18 protein-coding genes are annotated in these 17,902 nt (G+C 72.3%); 8 read left to right on the top strand and 10 right to left on the bottom strand.

Features of this window, described 5'->3' with window-relative positions; translation table 11 throughout:
• Positions 1–70 precede the first annotated feature (70 nt).
• Positions 71–1,486 (top strand): GNAT family N-acetyltransferase, encoded by a 1,416-nt coding sequence (locus ACIQ7Q_RS08850; protein WP_403858105.1) that lies wholly within the window; start codon positions 71–73, stop codon positions 1,484–1,486.
• On the opposite strand, the gene ACIQ7Q_RS08845 is transcribed toward ACIQ7Q_RS08850, so the two are convergent.
• Positions 1,395–2,621, bottom strand: coding sequence for a trans-sulfuration enzyme family protein (locus ACIQ7Q_RS08845; protein WP_403858103.1), 1,227 nt, complete (start codon positions 2,619–2,621; stop codon positions 1,395–1,397). The two genes, ACIQ7Q_RS08850 and ACIQ7Q_RS08845, sit on opposite strands and share 92 nt — an antisense overlap.
• 59 nt (positions 2,622–2,680) lie before the next feature.
• Here ACIQ7Q_RS08845 and ACIQ7Q_RS08840 point away from each other — a divergent pair, with 59 nt between their 5' ends.
• The 3 genes from ACIQ7Q_RS08840 (at position 2,681) to ACIQ7Q_RS08830 (ending at position 5,593) form a co-directional block, all read left to right on the top strand.
• Positions 2,681–3,172: an Lrp/AsnC family transcriptional regulator gene (locus ACIQ7Q_RS08840; protein ID WP_403858101.1), complete on the top strand. Its 492-nt coding sequence runs from the start codon at positions 2,681–2,683 to the stop codon at positions 3,170–3,172.
• Positions 3,173–3,299: 127 nt separating this feature from the next.
• On the top strand, positions 3,300–4,988 hold the full coding sequence (locus ACIQ7Q_RS08835; protein ID WP_403858099.1) for a DUF885 domain-containing protein: 1,689 nt from the start codon (positions 3,300–3,302) through the stop codon (positions 4,986–4,988).
• Positions 4,989–5,155: 167 nt separating this feature from the next.
• Positions 5,156–5,593, top strand: a complete 438-nt coding sequence (locus tag ACIQ7Q_RS08830; RefSeq protein ID WP_403859144.1) for an Lrp/AsnC family transcriptional regulator — start codon at positions 5,156–5,158, stop codon at positions 5,591–5,593.
• On the opposite strand, the gene ACIQ7Q_RS08825 is transcribed toward ACIQ7Q_RS08830, so the two are convergent.
• From ACIQ7Q_RS08825 to ACIQ7Q_RS08815, 3 genes are read right to left on the bottom strand one after another with little or no spacing between them, the layout of a single operon-like run.
• Positions 5,583–8,756: an AAA family ATPase gene (locus ACIQ7Q_RS08825; protein ID WP_403858097.1), complete on the bottom strand. Its 3,174-nt coding sequence runs from the start codon at positions 8,754–8,756 to the stop codon at positions 5,583–5,585. The two genes, ACIQ7Q_RS08830 and ACIQ7Q_RS08825, sit on opposite strands and share 11 nt — an antisense overlap.
• A complete protein-coding gene (locus ACIQ7Q_RS08820; RefSeq protein WP_403858095.1) occupies positions 8,753–9,919 on the bottom strand; it encodes an exonuclease SbcCD subunit D in 1,167 nt (388 codons plus the stop codon). Before ACIQ7Q_RS08820 ends, ACIQ7Q_RS08825 begins: the two co-directional genes overlap by 4 nt.
• Before the next feature lie 42 nt (positions 9,920–9,961).
• Positions 9,962–10,588: a YigZ family protein gene (locus ACIQ7Q_RS08815; protein WP_403858093.1), complete on the bottom strand. Its 627-nt coding sequence runs from the start codon at positions 10,586–10,588 to the stop codon at positions 9,962–9,964.
• Positions 10,589–10,663: 75 nt separating this feature from the next.
• On the opposite strand from ACIQ7Q_RS08815, the gene ACIQ7Q_RS08810 reads away from it, so the two are divergent.
• Positions 10,664–11,071, top strand: a complete 408-nt coding sequence (locus ACIQ7Q_RS08810; protein ID WP_403858091.1) for a CoA-binding protein — start codon at positions 10,664–10,666, stop codon at positions 11,069–11,071.
• 17 nt (positions 11,072–11,088) lie between these two features.
• Here ACIQ7Q_RS08810 and ACIQ7Q_RS08805 read toward each other — a convergent pair whose 3' ends face one another.
• Positions 11,089–11,643, bottom strand: a complete 555-nt coding sequence (locus ACIQ7Q_RS08805; RefSeq protein ID WP_403858089.1) for a YbaK/EbsC family protein — start codon at positions 11,641–11,643, stop codon at positions 11,089–11,091.
• A gap of 43 nt (positions 11,644–11,686) precedes the next feature.
• The gene (locus tag ACIQ7Q_RS08800; RefSeq protein ID WP_403858087.1) at positions 11,687–11,866 is read right to left on the bottom strand and encodes a cupin domain-containing protein; all 180 of its coding nucleotides are present in this window, start codon (positions 11,864–11,866) and stop codon (positions 11,687–11,689) included.
• On the opposite strand from ACIQ7Q_RS08800, the gene ACIQ7Q_RS08795 reads away from it, so the two are divergent.
• Positions 11,829–12,662 carry an EamA family transporter gene (locus ACIQ7Q_RS08795; protein ID WP_403858086.1) on the top strand — a complete coding sequence of 278 codons (834 nt, stop codon included), beginning with the start codon at positions 11,829–11,831 and terminating at the stop codon, positions 12,660–12,662. The genes ACIQ7Q_RS08800 and ACIQ7Q_RS08795 overlap by 38 nt on opposite strands.
• A 12-nt stretch (positions 12,663–12,674) precedes the next feature.
• Here the strand turns inward: ACIQ7Q_RS08795 and ACIQ7Q_RS08790 are convergent, their stop codons facing one another.
• Complete coding sequence (locus ACIQ7Q_RS08790) at positions 12,675–13,484, bottom strand: acyltransferase (protein WP_403858084.1); 810 nt, start codon at positions 13,482–13,484, stop codon at positions 12,675–12,677.
• Positions 13,485–13,676: 192 nt separating this feature from the next.
• Between ACIQ7Q_RS08790 and ACIQ7Q_RS08785 the strand changes: the two genes are divergently transcribed.
• Complete coding sequence (locus ACIQ7Q_RS08785; RefSeq protein ID WP_403858082.1) at positions 13,677–14,207, top strand: gamma carbonic anhydrase family protein; 531 nt, start codon at positions 13,677–13,679, stop codon at positions 14,205–14,207.
• 58 nt (positions 14,208–14,265) lie between these two features.
• Here ACIQ7Q_RS08785 and ACIQ7Q_RS08780 read toward each other — a convergent pair whose 3' ends face one another.
• Entirely contained in the window at positions 14,266–14,928 is a 663-nt protein-coding gene (locus ACIQ7Q_RS08780) for a DedA family protein (protein WP_403858080.1), read from the bottom strand.
• A gap of 158 nt (positions 14,929–15,086) precedes the next feature.
• Entirely contained in the window at positions 15,087–15,539 is a 453-nt protein-coding gene (locus ACIQ7Q_RS08775; RefSeq protein WP_403858079.1) for a DUF4442 domain-containing protein, read from the bottom strand.
• 94 nt (positions 15,540–15,633) lie between these two features.
• Here ACIQ7Q_RS08775 and ACIQ7Q_RS08770 point away from each other — a divergent pair, with 94 nt between their 5' ends.
• Entirely contained in the window at positions 15,634–16,668 is a 1,035-nt protein-coding gene (locus ACIQ7Q_RS08770) for a hypothetical protein (RefSeq protein ID WP_403858077.1), read from the top strand.
• A gap of 384 nt (positions 16,669–17,052) precedes the next feature.
• On the opposite strand, the gene ACIQ7Q_RS08765 is transcribed toward ACIQ7Q_RS08770, so the two are convergent.
• Positions 17,053–17,898 (bottom strand): spermidine synthase, encoded by an 846-nt coding sequence (locus ACIQ7Q_RS08765; protein WP_403858075.1) that lies wholly within the window; start codon positions 17,896–17,898, stop codon positions 17,053–17,055.
• Positions 17,899–17,902 lie beyond the last annotated feature (4 nt).

Below are 17,902 nucleotides of genomic sequence, written 5' to 3'. Positions count from 1 at the left end.
AGAACGGCGCTTAACCCATCAGTCACAAAGCGTTCGTGATCGCGCAACACCGGCCGGTCACAGTGAAGACATGACAGATGTGACTTCTGCGAAGAGTGCCCGCCGCCCGCACCACTGGCGGCGGGACCTCGTCGAACTGGCCGCCATGTTCACCGCCGTTGCGGTCGCCGACACCGTCGCCAAGCTGATCGGGCACACCCCCGACGGCCCGTTTCTGCTCATCGCCTCCGCCGCGACACTGGCCGCGACCGCCGCGTTCCACACATGGTGGGCACGACGCCACAGTCATGCGCCGCCCGCCACCAAGACGGCAGCCGCGCTCGACCAAAGGGCGGACACGGACGGCATGGATCAGGACGGGCCGCGCGAGACCGCCCTGTGGCGGATGCGCACCACCGCCCAGGACACCCCCGGCAGCCTCGCCGCCCTCTGCGCGGCCCTCGCCTCCCTCGACGTGGACATCCTGACGCTGCAGACCCACCCGCTCGCCGACGGGACCGTCGACGAGTTCCTGCTGCGCGCCCCCGCGTCCCTCCAGGCCCATCAGCTCGCCCGCGAGATCGCCCGGGCCGGCGGCAGCGGCACCTGGACCGAGCGTGCCGACGCCCATGACCTCGTCGACGCCCCGACCCGGGTGCTCCACCTGGCCACCCGCACCGCGCTGGATACGGCAGAACTTCCGCTGGCGCTGAGGCAGTTGCTGGGCCGCTGCACCATCCGCTCCCGTCCGGCCCTCTCCCCCACCGGCCGGTCCACCGGCGAGATGCCTCCGGTGGAGGGCGTCCTGGAGGAGACGGTCATGCATCTGCGCGACCCGAACGGCGGCGCGATCACCGTCGAGCGCGCCTACCTGCCCTTCACTCCCACCGAGTTCGCGCGCGCCCGCGCCCTCGTCGACCTGGACGCGCGCCTCGGCCCCCGTGTCCCCCGCAGCCAGGACGTCCTCACCCTCCCCGAGGGCAACGAGATCACCGTGCGCCGCGCCGACCAGGACGACCTCGAGGCAGCAGTCGCCATGCACGAGCGGTGCTCCGAGCACACCCTCCGCCTGCGCTACCACGGGCCGATCCAGGACGCCGACCGCTATCTCAACCATCTGCTGAGCCCGCGGTTCGGCCGCACCCTCGCGGTCGAGACCGCCTCCGGGCGGCTGGTCGCCCTCGGCCACCTGCTGTGGGACGGCGAGGAGACCGAGGTCGCGCTGCTGGTGGAGGACGAATGGCAGCGGCGCGGCATCGGCTCGCAACTGCTGGGTCGCCTGGTGGACCTGGCGGCCGAGGCCGACTGCGGCAGCGTCTACGCCGTCACCCAGGCATCCAACACCGCGATGGTGGCGGCAATGCGCGGCCTCCGACTGCCGCTGGACTACCAGATCGAGGAGGGGACCCTGGTGGTCACAGCCCGACTGGATGCGGCTCCCGTCCGTTCGCGTTCCCACCTCGGGCAGTCCCGGCAGACCGGATGGACCGAGCAGGCCGAGCGCTGAGGGCCTCGGTCAGATCGCGCCACAGGTCCTCGACGTCCTCGAGCCCGACCGACATCCTCAGCAGCCGGTCGCTGACGCCTGCCTCTCGCCGGTCATCCACGTCCACGATGCGGTGGCTGATGGAGGCCGGGTGCTGAATCAGGGTGTCGACGCTGCCGAGGCTGACCGCCGGCGTGATCAGCCGTACGCCGGCGATCACGTCGTGCGGGTTCCCGTACACCTCGAAGGAGACCATGGCCCCGCCGATGCTCGGGTAGTGGACACGAGCGACGCGGGGGTCGGTGGCAAGCCTGCGGGCGAGGTCGGCGGCGGTGGTGGAGGCGGCCCGCACCCGCACCGGCAGCGTGGCGAGTCCGCGCAGCAGCAGGTATCCGGCCATCGGGTGGAGCACGCCGCCGGTCGCGAAACGCACCTGGCGCAGCTTGCGGGCGAACTCCTCGTCGCAGGCGACGATGCCGCCCATCACATCGCCGTGGCCGCCGAGGTACTTGGTCGCGCTGTGCAGCACCAGCCGGGCGCCGTGCTCGGCGGGCCGCTGGAGCACCGGGGTGGCGAAGGTGCTGTCGACGAGGAGCGGCACCGAGCCGCAGGCGTGCCGTACGGCTCGCAGGTCCACTTCGGCGAGCGTCGGGTTGGCGGGTGTCTCCACCATGACCAGGCCGGTGTCGGGCCGCAGGGCCTCGCCGATTCCGGCCGGGTCGGTCCACGTGACCTCGGTGCCGAGGAGGCCCGCGTTCAGCAGATGGTCGCTGCAGCCGTACAAAGGCCGGACGGCCACCACGTGGCGCAGGCCCATGCTCGCGCGCACCAGCAGCACGGCGGTCAGGGCCGCCATGCCGCTGGCGAACGCGACGGCGCTCTCGGTTCCCTCGAGCTTGGCGAGCGCCGTCTCGAACCGGGCGGTGGTGGGGTTGTCCAGCCGCGCGTAGACGGGCGGCCCCTCCAGCCGGGCTCCGGTGGTGGCGAACGCGTCGATCCGCGCGGCCTCGCCGGCGGCGTCGTACGACGGGTAGGTGGTCGACATGTCCAGCGGCGGGGCGTGCAGTCCCAGCTCAGCGAGATCCTCGCGTCCGGCGTGCACGGCATGGGTGGCCAGGGCCCGGGTCTCGGGCGCGGCCGAGGCTGCGTTCTCCATGGCCGCACTGTGAACAGCTACCGGGAGGTAGCGATTCCTCACCGTGCTACGTTCGACAGATGGCTGATTCTGTCGCACTGGACCCGATAGATCTGCAGATTCTCCGCCTGCTGCAGAACGACGCCCGGACCACTTACCGGGAGCTCGCGGCGGAGGTCGGCGTCGCCCCCTCCACCTGTCTGGACCGGGTGACCAGGCTGCGCCGCTCCGGCGTGATCCTCGGCCACCGGCTGTCGCTCGACCCGGCGCGGCTGGGGCGGGGGCTGCAGGCGCTGCTCTCCGTACAGGTCCGGCCGCACCGGCGTGAACTGATCGGACCGTTCGTCGAACGCATCCGCGCGCTTCCCGAGTCGCTGGCGCTGTTCCACCTCACCGGACCCGACGACTACCTGGTGCACGTGGCGGTGACGGACATGGCGGATCTGCAGCGCCTGGTGATCGACGAGTTCACCTCGCAGCGCGAAGTGGCCCGGGTGGAGACCCGCTTGATCTTCCAGCAGTGGGAGTGCGGACCGTTGATGCCGCCGGCGGCGTCGACCGGCGACAGATGATCGCCGACTCCTGCCGCGGCGGCCTCCGATGCCCATTGCCGCCGCATGCCCCGACGGCCCCTCGATGTCAGGCGTCCAAAGCTCGATGACGGTGACGCGGAGACCACCTTCGTACGAGGATGGGCCCATGCCAGAGACTTCCAGCAGCGCGCTGCCCCGTCAGGTCGCCGACAGCTACGTCGACGCACTCATCGAACTCGATCCGACCCTCGGCACCTACCTGGGAATCAAGGAGAGCTCGGGGCTTCTCCCCGACTTCTCACCCGCCGGTCAGAACGCGCGCGCCGACCTCGCCCGCGAGACCCTGGCCCGGCTCGACGCGGCCGAGAAACTGCCCGGCGCCGACAGCGACGAGGAGCGCCGCTGCGGCCGTCTGCTGCGGGAGCGCCTCTCCGCCGAACTCGCCGTCCACGACGCCGAAGAGGGCCTGCGGGCGGTCAGCAACATCCACTCGCCCGCCCATTCGGTGCGTGAGACGTTCACCGTGACGCCCACTCAGACCGAGGAGGACTGGTCGGCCGTCGCCGAGCGGCTGCGCGCGGTACCGGCGGCGCTGCAGGGCTACCGGGAGTCGCTCGCCCTGGGGCTCGACAAGAAGCTGTTCGGCGGCCCGCGTGCGACGACGACGTTCATCGAGCAGCTGACGGAGTGGGGCGGGGGCGGCAGCGGCCGCGGCTGGTTCGAGGAGTTCGCGGCGGCCGGCCCCGCGTCCCTGCGCATCGAGCTGGACACCGCGGCCGGTACGGCGACCCGGGCGGTGAACGAGCTGCGCGACTGGGTGCGGGACGTGTACGCACCCGCCGTCGCTGACGCGCCGGACACGGTCGGCCGCGAGCGTTACGCCCGCTGGTCACGGTACTTCAACGGCACCGACCTCGACCTGGACGAGGCCTACGCCTACGGCTGGTCGGAATACCACCGGCTGATCGGCGAGATGCGGAAGGAAGCCGACAAGATCCTGCCCGGGTCGGGCCCTTGGGAGGCTCTCGCCCACCTCGACGAGCACGGGGAGCACATCGAGGGCGAGGAGGAGGTGCGGGTCTGGCTCCAGGAGCTGATGGACGAGGCGATCGAGGCCCTCGACGGCACCCACTTCGAACTCGCCGAGCGGGTACGGCGGGTCGAGTCCCGCCTCGCCCCGCCCGGCGGCGCCGCCGCGCCGTACTACACCGCCCCGTCCGAGGACTTCTCCCGGCCGGGCCAGACGTGGCTGCCGACGATGGGCGCCACGCGATTCCCCGTGTACGACCTTGTGTCGACCTGGTATCACGAGGGCGTGCCGGGTCACCACCTCCAGCTCGCCCAGTGGGCGCATGTGGCCGACCGGCTCTCGCGGTACCAGGCGTCGGTCGGTCTGGTCAGCGCGAACGCGGAGGGCTGGGCGCTGTACGCGGAGCGCCTGATGGACGAGCTGGGCTTTCTGAACGACGCGGAGCGGCGCCTCGGTTACCTGGACGCGCAGATGATGCGGGCCTGCCGGGTGATCGTCGACATCGGCATGCACCTGGAGCTGGAGATCCCGGCGGACTCGCCGTTCCACCCGGGCGAGCGGTGGACGCCCGCGCTGGCGCAGGAGTTCTTCGGGAAGCACAGCGGGCGGCCCTCGGACTTCGTGGAGAGCGAGCTGACGCGCTACCTGTCGATGCCGGCGCAGGCCATCGGCTACAAGCTGGGCGAACGGGCGTGGCTGCTGGGTCGCGAGAACGCGCGGCGCGCGCACGGCGACGCGTTCGACGCGAAGGCGTGGCACATGGCGGCGCTCTCGCAGGGCTCGCTGGGGCTCGACGACCTGGTGGACGAGCTCTCGAAGCTGTGACGCGGGGGCGCGGCGGCGGGGCGTGGCCCTGCAGGGCTGTTCCCCCGCCCCGCCCCTTCCCGCTGTACCGATGTGCGGCTCCGCCGCGTGGCGGGCAAGCCCCGGACGCCGTACCGCGCTCCGTGCGGTGTCCTCAATCACCCCCTACGGGCTGGCCGCCGTGGGAGATACCCCCGGACGGGCTGAAAATACCGCTCCGGGAAGTCCTCCAGACGCAGGGGAGGACCGGCTTCACAAAGCTGGCCAGGGCCGTGTCCATGTCGGCGAGCGCCGTGACCGAGCGGGTGCGGCGGCTGGAGGATGCGGGTGTCATCAAGGGCTACTCGGCCGTGATCGACGAGGAACGGCTCGGGCTGCCGATCCTCGCGTTCGTGCGGCTGCGCTGTCCGAACGGCAACGACAAGCCCTTCCACGCCCTGCTGGACGCGACGCCCGAGATACTCGAGGCGCACCATGTCACGGGTGACGACTGCTTCGTGCTGAAGGTCGCGACCCGCTCGATGAGCCACCTCGAAGAGGTCTCGGGGAGGATCGGCGCTCTCGGGTCCGTGACGACGAGCGTCGTGCACTCCTCTCGCCTGCCACGCCGACCCATCAGCCGCTGAGCGCCGCCCCCGCCCGCAGTCTCACCGCGGAGCCGGACCGGTCCTTGACGACCTCCAGCTGGGCGGGGATACGGCGGCGCAGATCGCCGACGTGGCTGACGATGCCGACGCTGCGGTCCCGTTCGCGCAGCGAGTCGAGGACGTCGAGCACCTCGTCCAGGGTCTGGTCGTCGAGGCTTCCGAAACCCTCGTCGATGAAGAGGGTGTCGAGCCGCATGCCTCCCGCCTCGTCGGTGACCACGTCGGCGAGTCCGAGCGCGAGGGCGAGCGAGGCGAAGAACGTCTCGCCGCCGGACAGGGTCGCCGTGTCGCGTTCCCTGCCGGTCCAGGCGTCGACCACGTGGAGTCCGAGGCCGGCGCGTTTCCCGCCGGTGCGGGCGTCGGAGTGGACGAGGGTGTACCGGCCGGAGGACATGCGCTGCAGCCGTACGGTGGCGGCAGCCGCGACCTGTTCCAGACGGGCCGCGAGGACGTACGACTCGAGCCGCATCTTGCGTTCGTTGTCGGCGGAGGTGCCTGCGGTGAGGCCGGCGAGCCCGGCCACTTGGCCGTACTCCGCACGCAACGGGCCCAGGCGGAGTGTCTCCTGCTCCGCCTGCCGGGACAGCCGGTCGACTTCGGCGCACCTGGCGCGGGCGGCGGCGAGCGCGGAGGCGGCGTCGCGCAGCGCCCGTTCGGTGGCGTCGTGGGCGGTGAGGGCCGTCTCGGGGTCCGCGGCCGGCCGGTCGGCCGCGGCGCGGGCGCCGCCCTCGGCGAGCCTGTCGGCGACGGCTGCCGCTTCCGCCTGCCAGGCGTCGATACGGTGCTGGGTCTCTCGCTGTTCGGACTCGGGCACGAAAGCCGCGGCCGCCGCCGACGGCGTGTCGAAGCCCGCGCGGAACGCCGCGTCGGCGAGTCGGTCGTCAGCTTCCTCCAGGCGCAGGGACGTGCTGTCGACGGCGCGTACGGCGTCCGCCGCGGCCGACAGCCGACCGGCCCGGCTCTCCAGCAGGGCCGCGCGCTCCGCGACGCTGTCCGAACCGCCCCGTGACCGGGTCAATTCGTCTTGCAGCGCGCCCAGTTGCTGGTCGAGCGCCTCCCGCCGCGAAGTGCGGGCCGCGGCGCGCCGCTCCGCCTCCTGACGGGCCGCGACCCGCTTCTCGTACTCCCGCTCGGCGCGGGCGAGGGTTTCCCTGGCGCTGTGCATACCTGCCGCGAGGCCGCGTGCGTCGGCGTATTCACGCTCCAACTCGTCGACGGCGGACCGCAGCGCGGCAACTGTGGGCTCCTCACCGAGCCTCGGGGCGGGGACGGCACCGGCACCCGTCTCCGGGAGGGCGGCCGCCCCGAGGGCGGTGCGGTGAGGTGCGCTTTCCACACCGCCTGCGACCACCGCCTGGTCGGCCGTGGCGCCGCCGCGCGGCACTCCGGCGCGCGAGGGGTCCGCGCCGCGTGCCCTCGATGCCGCCGCGCTACCGGCCTCCTCGAGAACGGCCAGGGAGCGCTCTGCCTCCGCCTTCGCCTGCTCTGCCGCGGCGTGGTCCTGGTAGGCGGCGTCCTCCGCGGCACGGTCGACGTGCCCGGCGCCCGCGCGTGCCGGAGCCGGGTGCTCGGCGGAACCGCAGACCGCGCAGGCCTCGCCCGGCACCAGCGCCGCCGACAACTCCGCGGCGATGCCCTGGAGTCGGCGCTCCTTGAGGTCGAGCCAGGCGGCCTTGGTCTCGTTCGCCCGGTCGTGCAGTGCGCGCAGCCGCCGCTCCGCGTCCTGCGCATGTGCGGCGAGCTCGTCGCGTTCGCGGGCCGCGCGCAGCCGGTCACGGGCGGGGGCGAGCCGGCCCGCGAGGTGCTCGGCGCGGGTGGCCGCCTCTTGCGCCGCCGTGATCCGTTCCTGGTGATCGCGGCGGACGCCGTCCCATTCGGCGAGCCAGCCCGCCGCCTCGGCGAGGATGTCGTCGTCCGCCCTGGCCTGCCGGTCCAGGTCGGCCAGCTCGCGTGTGATGTCCGCGGCGCGCTTCTCGGCCCGGTGCGCGGCGTCCAGTCCGCCGATCTCCTGGCGCAGCGCACGCTCCGCACCGATGAGTTGGTCCGCCCCGGCGTCCGTGAGCTCGGCGGGGAGGCCGGCACGGGTCCGCTCGCGCTCCGCCGCCGCCGAGCGGTGTTCGTGCTCGGCGTTGTCGCGCACGCGCAGCGCCGGTTCGACGAGCGCGGCCTTACGGGCCCGTTCCAGCCGGGTGCGCAGGGTCTCCTGCTCGTCCCTGCGTGCTTCCAACGCTTGTGAGCGCGCCCGCGCGTCCGCGTACCGGCGCTGGAGCCGGTCCAGTTCGCGCTCTGCGTCGAGTTCGAGACGGGCCGCGGCCTGCCGGCTCTCCGCCGAGGCAAGGCCGGTCTCGGCGATGTCGAGCCTTTCCCGGGCGCCGGCGCGGGCCACGGCCGCCCACTGCAGGACCGCCGCCGCGAGGCCGGGGTCGCCGGGCTGCTGCTGGGGCACCGGCCATCCGTCGGCCGCCGGGCCTGCGGCCTGTTCGATGCGGTGGGCAATCGCCAGGAGCTGTTCGTCGCCGGCCTTCACCTGCTGCTCCACGGCGCGCCGCAGTTCGGCGAGACGGTCCTCGACGGCGGCGAAGCGGCGGGTGTCGAAGAGCCGCCCCAGAAGTTTGCCGCGTGCCTCCGCGTCGGCGCGCAGGAAGCGCGCGAAGTCGCCCTGCGGAAGCAGCACGACCTGGCAGAACTGCTCGCGGCTCATCCCGAGCAGCTGGGTGATCTCCTCACCGATCTCCTGGTGGGACTTGCTGAGCGCCTGCCATTCGCCGCTCGCCGGGTCGTGTTCGCGCAGGACGCTCTGCGCGCGTTCGGTGACGAAGCCGGTGCCGCGTGCCTTGGGACGGGGCTGCGCGGGACGGCGCATGACCTCCAAACGCCGCCCGCCGACAGTCAGTTCGAGGCGCACCTCGGTCGGTGTGCCGACCTGGGCATGGTCGCTGCGCAGCGACGCGCCCGGGCTCTGGCGGGCGCCGGGCACCGCCCCGTACAGCGCGAAGCACACGGCGTCGAGGACGGACGTCTTGCCCGCTCCCGTGGGACCGTGGAGCAGGAAGATCCCGGAGCTGGCCAGCGCGTCGAAGTCGACTTCCTGGGTGGCGCCGAACGGGCCGAAGGCGGTGACGGCCAGGGTGTGCAGCCTCACCCGGTCACCTCGCGCACCCCGGCGTCGACCCGCACGGCCTCGAAGGCGGCGCGCAGAACGGCGCGCTCGCCGTCGTCGGGGCCGTTGCCGCCCCGCACATGGGCGACGAAGTCCTCCGCGATCTGCTGGTCGTTGCGCCCGTGCAGGCGCTGTGCGTAGGACGCCATGCCCTCCTGCGCCGTCCGCTCCGGCTCGAAGACGAGGTGCAGGGTGTGCGGGAAGCGCTCGGCGAGCCGCGCCATCGGGTCGGCGGGCCGCACGGCGTCGGTGAGGGTCGCCTCCACGAACGAGTCCTCGTGGCGCTCCAGGGCGGGGTCGTCGAGGAGTTCCTCGAGCGGTCCGCGCAGCCGGGCGAGGGGGCGCGGCCGCGGGCAGTCGACGCGCTCGGCGCTCACGCCGCCGGCCGCGTCGAGGTCCACGAGCCACATCGTCTTGCGGTGGTCGGTCTCCGAGAAGGAGTACGCGAGGGGCGAGCCCGAGTACCGTACGCGCTCGGTGATGGTCTGGCAGCCGTGCAGGTGCCCGAGCGCGACGTAGTCCACGCCGTGGAAGACCCCGGCGGGGACGGCCGCGACGCCGCCGACGGTGATGTCCCGTTCGCTGTCGCTCTCCTCGCCGCCCAGGACGAAGGCGTGCGCGAGGACGACGGACCGGGTGCCGTCCTCGCGGGTCGCGAGGTCGTCCCGCACCCGCCCCATCGCCGCGGCGAGCACGGTCTCGTGCGCGGTCTTCTCGGTCCTGAACTCGTTCCTGACCAGGGCGGGTTCGAGGTACGGCAGGCCGTAGCAGGCGACCGGCCCGTGCTCGTCGGCGAGCAGCACGGGGGTGCCGCAGCCGGCGGGGTCGGTACGCAGGTGGATCCCTGCCCGCCGGATGAGACCGGCGCCGACGCCGAGCCGGCGCGCCGAGTCGTGGTTGCCGGAGATCATCACGGTCGGCACACCGGCGTCGGCGAGCCGGTGCAGGGCGTCGTCGAAAAGGGCCACGGCGGCGAGCGGCGGCACGGCCCGGTCGTATACGTCTCCCGCGACCAGGACCGCATCCACGTCGCGCTCACGCACCGTCGCCACCAGGTGGTCGAGGAACGCGGCTTGGGCGTCGAGCATGCTCACCCGGTGGAACGACCGTCCCAGGTGCCAGTCCGACGTGTGCAGGAGTCTCATGATCGGTGAGCGTATCGGTGGGGTCGGACAATGCGGGCGGCCTCACTCATCTCCGTACGCCTCGCCCCCGAGTTCCAGGCCGGCCGTACCGGCGGTGGCGTCCGCCAGCCATGCCCGGAAGGCGTCGACGTCCGCTTCGGGCACCCCGATTTCGATGGTCACCGCGTCCGCGTACGTGACCTCGCGCACGTGCCGCCCGGTGGCGCGCAGATCGTTCTCCAGCTTGCCCGCCCGCTGGTGTTCGACGGTGACGGTGGCCAGCCGGTACCGCTTGCGGACGACCGTGCCGAGTGCGTCGAGCGCTTCGCCGACGACCGATCCGTAGGCCCTGATGAGTCCGCCCGCGCCGAGCTTGACGCCTCCGTAGTAACGGGTGACGACGGCCACGACGTACCGGACCTCGCGCCGGATCAGCATCTGGAGCATGGGCACACCCGCGGTGCCGCCGGGCTCGCCGTCGTCGCTCGCCTTCTGCACGGCGGCGTCGGCGCCGAGGACGTACGCGAAGCAGTTGTGCGAGGCGGTCGGGTGCTCTTTGCGGATCCGGGCGACGAAGGCCTGTGCCTCATGCTCGGTCGCGGCGGGGGCGAGCGCGCACATGAAGCGCGATCGGTTGATCTCGATCTCGTGGACACCTTCGCGGGCGACCGTCCGGTACTGCTCCTGCATCCCGCCACCCTATGCGTCGTGCGGAAGGCGTTACGCCACCGGGAATGGTGCACGGCACCCGCCCGTTCTCCTGGCATGTACGCAGACGCAGAGACGATCCGCAGAATCCTCACCGGCACGGGCGACACCTGGGCCGTGGTGGGCCTGTCCAACAACGAGGCGCGGGCGGCGTACGGTGTCGCCGCCGTGCTGCAGCGCTACGGCAAGCGCATTGTTCCGGTGCATCCGAAGGCGGAGACGGTGCACGGGGAGAAGGGATTCGCCTCGCTGTCCGAGATCCCCTTCCAGGTCGACGTCGTGGACACGTTCGTCAATTCGGCGCTGGCGGGGGCCGTCGCGGACGAGGCGGTCGCGATCGGCGCGAAGGCGGTCTGGTTCCAGCTGGGTGTGATCGACGAGGCGGCGTACGGGCGCACCCGGGCGGCGGGACTGGACATGGTCATGGACCGGTGCCCCGCGATTGAGATCCCCAAGCTGGGCTGAGTCCCGGGGCGCCGGCGTCAGACGCCGAGGCCCTCGATGACCACCGCGCCGGGCAGGTCGGCGAAGGCCTTGCCCGGCACGATCAGTTTGCCGCGGCGGCGTCCGCTGCCGATGAGTACCCACTCGGTGTCGACGACCGCGGAGTCCACCAGCAGCGGCCAGTCGCCGGGCAGGCCGATGGGCGTGATGCCGCCGTACTCCATGCCCGTCGTTCCTGTCGCTGTGTCCATCGAGGCGAACGAGGCCTTGCGGGAGCCCAGTCGCCTGCGCACGGCGCCGTTGACGTCGACGCGTGTATGGGACAGGACGAGGCATCCGGCGAGGGTGGATTCGCCGCCGCGCTTGCCGGCCACGACGACGCAGTTCGCAGACTGTTCGAGCAGTTCACGACCGTAGTGCTCGACGAACACGGCGGTGTCGGCGATGTCCGGATCGGTGTCGACGTAGACGATCTGCTCCGCGGGGATGTCGCCGTGCCATGCGCGTACGGCTGCAGCAACCGGCGCGACGAGGACGTCGAGACAGTCGGGGGCGGGGGCGGCATGGTCGAAGTCGCCGATGGGTGCGCGCATACCCGCACGCTAACAGCCGTGCCCCCGTGGCATGTCGGGCGTCTCAGCGAACGGGCGGGACGGAGACGGCCATGATCACTTCGACCACGTCCCTGCCCTCGTTGCGGTAGGCGTGCGGCACGTTCGCCTCGCAGGTGGCCGAGGTGCCGGCGGGCACGGCGTGGGCCTGACCGTCGACGACGAGGGTGAGCTCGCCGACCGACTTCGGCGGCGGGCTGCTCACGCGACGCACTCCCGCGCTCACGGTGGTCGTCGTCTCCCAGTCCGTCGCCGTGGTGGTGCTCGGCGCCATCGTGGTCGCCACCGGCGGCTTCTCCGAGGCCGGACCGCGGCTCTGGTACGCGGTGGGAGCCGGCGTGGTGGGCCCGGTGGCGATGCTGTGCTTCTACAAGGCGCTCGCGCTCGGCCCGATGGGTGTGGTGTCGCCGCTCGGGTCGCTGGGCGTGGCCGTCCCGGTCTGCGTCGGCCTCGTCCTCGGCGAGCGGCCGGGGCTGCTGCAGTTCGCGGGAATCGCGGTGGCCGTCGCCGGCATCGTCCTGGCGGGCGGCCCCGAGCTGCGCGGAGCGCTCGTACAGCGGCAGGCCGTCCTCATGACGCTCGTCGCGGCCTTCGGGTTCGGAGCCGTACTGGCGCTGATCGCCGAGGCGTCGACCACGCCGACCGGACTGTTCCTCGCCTTGTTCGTCCAGCGCGTCACCAACGTCGTCGTCGGCGGAGCGGCCCTGTACGCGTCGGTGAAACGCGGCGGCCGGGCCCTGCCGGAGGACGGCGGCCTGCGGCTCGTGCTGCGCTCCCTGCCCGCGCTCGCCTTCGTCGGCCTCGCCGATGTCGCGGCCAACGCCACCTACTCGATCGCCGCGCAGAACGGGCCGGTCACCGTCGCCGCTGTGCTCGCGAACCTCTACCCGGTGGTGACGGTGTTCGCCGCGCTGCTGATCCTCAAGGAGCGTCTGCGCACGGTCCAGGCCGCCGGAGCCGGGCTGGCGCTGGTGGGCACGGTACTTCTCGCGAGCGGCTGAACACCCCTTTGATCAGCGCTCCTCCAGCTCCGCCACGGAGCTCACCCGATCCGCCGGGCCCAACCGATCGTCCGCCGGCTCGGACAACTCGCCCTCGAGGTCCGCGAGCGCGACCAGCTGCTCCGGCGTGACGCCCTGGGGGATCGGCACCGGTGCGGGCGTGCGCAGCGGCGGCTGCCAGCCCTCCGCCTCGTCCCAGCGGCGCACGACACGGGCGGGCGCGCCGGCCACCACCGCATGGTCGGGCACCTCGCCCCGTACGACCGCTCCCGCGGCGACGACGACATTGCGGCCGAGCCGGGCTCCGGGCAGGATCACCGCGCCCGTACCGAGCCAGCAGCCCGGGCCGATCTCGACGGGCTCCATGCGCGGCCACTGCTTGCCGACGGGTTCGTGCGGGTCGTCGTAGCTGTGGTTGGTCGAGGTGATGTAGACGTACGGGCCGCAGTACGTGTCGGAGCCGATGGACACGCGCGTGTCGGCGATGACATGGCTGCCCCGCCCGAGGACCACGCCGTCGCCGAGGGTCAGGATGGGGTCGGGCCCGAGGTCGAGGCCGGGCATCATTCCTGCGGTGAGGGTCACCTGCTCGGCGATGATGCAGTGCGACCCGAGTTCGATCCACGGCTCGCCGAAGACGGTGCCCTGCGGGAAGGCCAGCCGCGTGCCGGCTCCGAGACGCCGGAAACGCAGCCTGCCGGGGTGTTCGGCCGTCACGGCGCCCGCGTCCTGCACCCACCGCCAGCAGCGGTGCACGGCGCGCGCGAGGACGCGGCGCCCCCAGGCGGCCGGCGATGAGAACGTGTTTCTGTTCTTCGGCACGCGCTCACGGTAGTCGGCCCTGCCGGTCCAATGCGCCTGACGTGCTGTGACGTTCACCCCAAGCGGGTTCGCCGCAGGCGGCCGGCGTTGCAGCCGCACCGGGGCGCCGGCCCGACCCCTGCAGCATGCCGCGCGAACCGGTCGCTTACGGTGCAGGGAGGTGCGACGGACGGCGAGTTTCAGGGAGACGGCATGACGGAGCGGGCTTTGGTTGCGGGCGTGGGCGGCAAAGAGCCGACGGTCCACCCGGAGGCGTTCACCGCGCCGACGTCGGTGGTGATGGGCGACGTCACCCTCGCCCCGGGAGCGAGCGTCTGGTACCAGACAGTGCTGCGCGCCGACTCCGGACCGATCGTGATCGGCGCGGAGAGCAACATCCAGGACAACTGCACGGTTCATGTCGACCCCGGCTTCCCGGTCACCGTCGGCGAACGCGTCTCGGTCGGCCACAACGCGATCCTGCACGGCTGCACGGTCGAGGACGATGTTCTCGTGGGCATGGGCGCCACCGTCCTCAACGGCGCGCACATCGGCGCCGGCTCGCTGATCGCGGCGCAGGCGCTGGTACCGCAGGGGATGCACGTTCCGCCGGGCTCACTGGTCGCCGGGGTGCCCGCGAAGGTGCGACGCGAGCTCACGCACGAGGAGCAGGAGGGGATCAAGCTCAACGCTGCGGTCTACCTGGATCTGGCCGCACAGCACCGCGAGGCGCACCAGGCCTGACCCGTCCGCGGAGTGCGCGCGATCCGGGCCGGGGCCGCGCACACTCCGCGGACGGCGATCAGTCCGCGACGGAGACGGGAACGGGCTCCGCCTCGGGCGCCTTTGCCGGGGCCGACGCCGCTGCCTTCTTGGCGCGGCTCTTGAGCACCAGCATCGACGTGACGCCGATCAGCACCGCAAGCACGAGCCCCACCCAGGAGAACCGCTTGAGCCAGGCCTCGGCGACGATACCGACGGAGTAGACGACCGCCGTCGTGCCGCCCGCCCACAGGATCCCGCCGAAGACGTTGGCGATGAGGAACTTCCAGTACGGCATCCGCAGAACACCGGCGAGCGGTCCGGCGAAGATCCTCAGCAGGGCGACGAAGCGGCCGAAGAACACCGCCCACACGCCCCACTTCTCGAACGAGCGCTCCGCCATCGCGATCTGCGCCTCGCCGAAATGCTTGGGGAACCGCGCGCCGAGCCAGGCCAGCAGTGGCCGGCCGCCCTTGCGGCCGATGGCGTAACCGATCGAGTCGCCGATGATCGCGCCGGCCGTCGCGCAGGAGCCCAGGATGTACGGGTTGATGTCGCCGTGCTGCGAGGCGAGCAGCGCCGAGCTGACGAGAACGATCTCTCCGGGCAGCGGGATACCGAGGCTCTCGAGCCCGATGACAACCCCCACCAGGAGGTAGATGCTGACCGCCGGGACGGTCTCGAGCCACTCCTGGACGTGCAACGCCGGTTCCTTCCGGTTTCACTGGGCCGTCGCCCGGCGTGCGCCCCTGTCGGCGCACGCCGGGCAGCCTACCTGCTCGCCCAGGTGCGGTGCGGAGCGCGAAGGGCCGCCCTGGCACCTCTCGGGTGTCGGGGCGGCCCGGCCGGCCGGAGCCGGTCTCAGCTGTTGGGGCGCAGCGTCCAGATGATCGTCATGTCTCCGGTCACGGCGCCGTCCGCGCGCTGGATGTCGACGGTCACCGGGAACTCGGGGCGCTCCCCCGCGTCCAGTTCCTTCACCACGTCGGCGATGGGGCGGCCAAGCGTCGCAGTCGCGGTGAGGACGCCCTTGGCGAGCTTCTTGTAGCTGGTCTCGGCCTTCACGGGAAGCGGCACCGCGCGGCCGAGCTGGTCGCCGAAGGCGGCGAGCACGACGGCGCCGCTCGCGGACTCGGCGAGGGTGAACATCGCCCCGGCGTGCGGCCCGCCGACGTGGTTGTGGTACTCGGGCTCGTCGGGCAGGCGGAGGACCGCTCGCTCGGCCGTGGTCTCCAGGTACTCCAGCTTGAGGGTCCGGACCATGGGAACGGTGGCGGCGAGCAACTCGCCGACGGACATCTGTGCGTCGCTCATGGCGCGATGTTACCCATGAGTAGAACTCTTTGACCATCCCCTGACAGGGGCCGGACGTAGAAGTGCCGAACCCACCCCTCTATGGTTACTCGCCATGTGGCCAGGACAGCAGCCGCCCGGGGGCGAGCAGAACCCGCAGGACCAGAACCCGTACCAGCAGCCGGGGTACCAGCAGCCGAATCCGTATCAGCAGCCCGGATACCAGCAACCGGGGTATCAGCAGCCCAATCCGTACCAGCAGCCGACCGCGCCGCAGTACGCGGTTCCCGGCCAGATGCCGGGAGCCCCGCAGCCGCCGTCCGGCGACGACAAGAAGAAGACGACGATCGTGGCCATCGTCGCTGCCACGGCCGTCGTGGCGACCGCGGTGATCACCGGCGTCGTCGTACTGAAGGACGACGACAAGACGTCCGACAAGGGCGCCGACGTCTCCGCCTCGAAGTCGGCCGAGCCCGAGAAGTCCAAGGACACCGAGGACCCGGCGCCCGCGCCGACCGAGAACCCGCGCGGCGGTGACGGCGCCAAGCCCACCATCGCCGGCTGGAAGGTCGTCACCAACCCCAAGCACGGCACACAGTTCGACGTGCCGCCGGAGTGGGAGGTCGCGGGCTCCGGAGTGGCCACCGGCTTCGAGGACGAGAAGGCGGGCGACGGTTCGCCTGTCGTCGTCATGACCGCCCCGGCCCACTACAAGAGCAAGTGGTGCCTCTTCGACTCCGACAAGGACGGCTCCGAAGAGGACTACGGCATGGCCACCACCGGCACCAAGGGCGGCAAGGGCGCCAAGGACACCGCTGAGGCCGCCTACAACGAGGCGGGCAACTGGGTTTGGGCGGGCTACGCCCAGACCGAGCCCAAGGGCACCTTGAAAATCACCGAGGCGAAGGACTACACGACGAAGTCCGGCCTCAAGGGCAGCGTCGCCACCGCCACGGCCCTCGGCGTCAAGAAGAAGAACAAGTGCTCGACCGACGGCAAGTCGATCGCGTTCAGCTTCAAGAACCCCAAGGGCGACTTCGCCAGCTGGGTCCTCTACTCCAACACGGGCGTGCCGGACGAGGTGCCCGAGGCGACGATGCAGCAGATCCTCAGCACGGTACGGCTGGCGGGCGACGCGTCGGCCGGCTGACCCCGACGGGCCGCGCATCCGTGGCGGGCGCGGTGGCGGCGGAGCCGTCGCCGTGCCCGCCACCGGCGGTCATGGCGCCTCGGCAGTAGGGAGCGGGCCCCTGCGGGGCGCTTTTCCCCCCCGCCCCTTCCCGCCGTATCGATGCGCGGCTCCGCCACGTGGCGGGCAAGCCCCGCACCCCCCGGCCCCACACCGCGCTTCGCGCGGTGTCCTCAATCTCCCCCTACTGCCTGGTGGCCGTGGGAGGTAGCCCCGGACGGGCTGACGTTTCCCGGCAACTCCAACCTCGCCGGCGTTTGAGACGCGGGGGTCCGGGGGCGGAGCCGGCGGGCCCCCGGGCCTCAAGGGCGGAGCCGCCGACCGGGCGCCCCGCAGCGGACCGCGTCAGCCCACCGTGAACGCACCGCCCGGCGGCTCCGGCGAGCCCACCGCCGACACGTCCTCGACCGGCTCCGTGTCACCGATCAGCCGCGCCAGCCCACCCCCGTGCTCCACCCGCGCCGGAAACGTGTCCGACGCCGTCCGGCGTGCCAGGGACGCCGTGTCGATCGGGGACTGCGACGCCAGCAGCACCGCGTTGCCGAAGCGGCGGCCGCGCAGCACCGCCGGCTCCGCGATCAGTGCCAGTTCGGCGAACACCTCGGCGAACGTGGCCAGTTGGGAGCGGAGGAAGGCGAACGGAGCGCCGTCGGCGAGGTTCGCTGCGTAGATGCCGCCGGGACGCAGCACCCGCTCGGCGGCCCGCGCGTACGCGACCGTGGTGAGGTGCGCCGGGACGCGGGAGCCCCCGAAGACGTCCGCGATCAGCACGTCGACCGAGTCCGCGGGCGCGTCCTCCACCCAGGCCCGCGCGTCCGCCCCGTGCACCGTGACACCGGAGTGCGCCGGCATCGGCAGATGCTCCGCGACCAGGGCGACGAGCCCGGCGTCGTACTCGACCACGTCCTGCCGGGATCCCGGCCGGGTGGCGGCGACGTAGCGGGGCAGGGTGAGTGCGCCGCCCCCGAGGTGCAGCAACGACAGCGGCTCGCCCTCGGCTGCGGCGCAGTCGACGACGTGGGCGAGCCTGCGTACGTACTCGAACTCGAGGTGTATGGGGTCGTCGAGGTCGACGTACGACTGGGGGGCGCCGTCGACAGTCAGCAGCCAGGCCCGGTCCCGGTCCACGTCGGGCATGAGCTTGGCGGTGCCGCCGTCGACGGCGCGCAGGACGGGTATGGGCTCGTTCACCGGC

Origin of the sequence: Streptomyces sp. NPDC096176 (genome assembly GCF_044763255.1) — a bacterium.
Taxonomy (GTDB): Bacteria; Actinomycetota; Actinomycetes; order Streptomycetales; family Streptomycetaceae; genus Streptomyces.
The sequence above is the reverse complement of the archived record's forward strand: the minus strand, read 5'-3'. Positions and strand labels throughout refer to the sequence as shown.

Excerpts from the sequence above, each read along its gene's own strand:
- ACIQ7Q_RS08850 (WP_403858105.1), top strand. The coding sequence starts at position 71 with ATGACAGATGTGACTTCTGCGAAGAGTGCCCGCCGCCCGCACCACTGG.
- ACIQ7Q_RS08845 (WP_403858103.1), bottom strand. The coding sequence starts at position 2,621 with ATGGAGAACGCAGCCTCGGCCGCGCCCGAGACCCGGGCCCTGGCCACC.
- ACIQ7Q_RS08840 (WP_403858101.1), top strand. The coding sequence starts at position 2,681 with ATGGCTGATTCTGTCGCACTGGACCCGATAGATCTGCAGATTCTCCGC.
- ACIQ7Q_RS08835 (WP_403858099.1), top strand. The coding sequence starts at position 3,300 with ATGCCAGAGACTTCCAGCAGCGCGCTGCCCCGTCAGGTCGCCGACAGC.
- ACIQ7Q_RS08820 (WP_403858095.1), bottom strand. The coding sequence starts at position 9,919 with ATGAGACTCCTGCACACGTCGGACTGGCACCTGGGACGGTCGTTCCAC.
- ACIQ7Q_RS08815 (WP_403858093.1), bottom strand. The coding sequence starts at position 10,588 with ATGCAGGAGCAGTACCGGACGGTCGCCCGCGAAGGTGTCCACGAGATC.
- ACIQ7Q_RS08810 (WP_403858091.1), top strand. The coding sequence starts at position 10,664 with ATGTACGCAGACGCAGAGACGATCCGCAGAATCCTCACCGGCACGGGC.
- ACIQ7Q_RS08805 (WP_403858089.1), bottom strand. The coding sequence starts at position 11,643 with ATGCGCGCACCCATCGGCGACTTCGACCATGCCGCCCCCGCCCCCGAC.
- ACIQ7Q_RS08785 (WP_403858082.1), top strand. The coding sequence starts at position 13,677 with ATGACGGAGCGGGCTTTGGTTGCGGGCGTGGGCGGCAAAGAGCCGACG.
- ACIQ7Q_RS08775 (WP_403858079.1), bottom strand. The coding sequence starts at position 15,539 with ATGAGCGACGCACAGATGTCCGTCGGCGAGTTGCTCGCCGCCACCGTT.
- ACIQ7Q_RS08770 (WP_403858077.1), top strand. The coding sequence starts at position 15,634 with ATGTGGCCAGGACAGCAGCCGCCCGGGGGCGAGCAGAACCCGCAGGAC.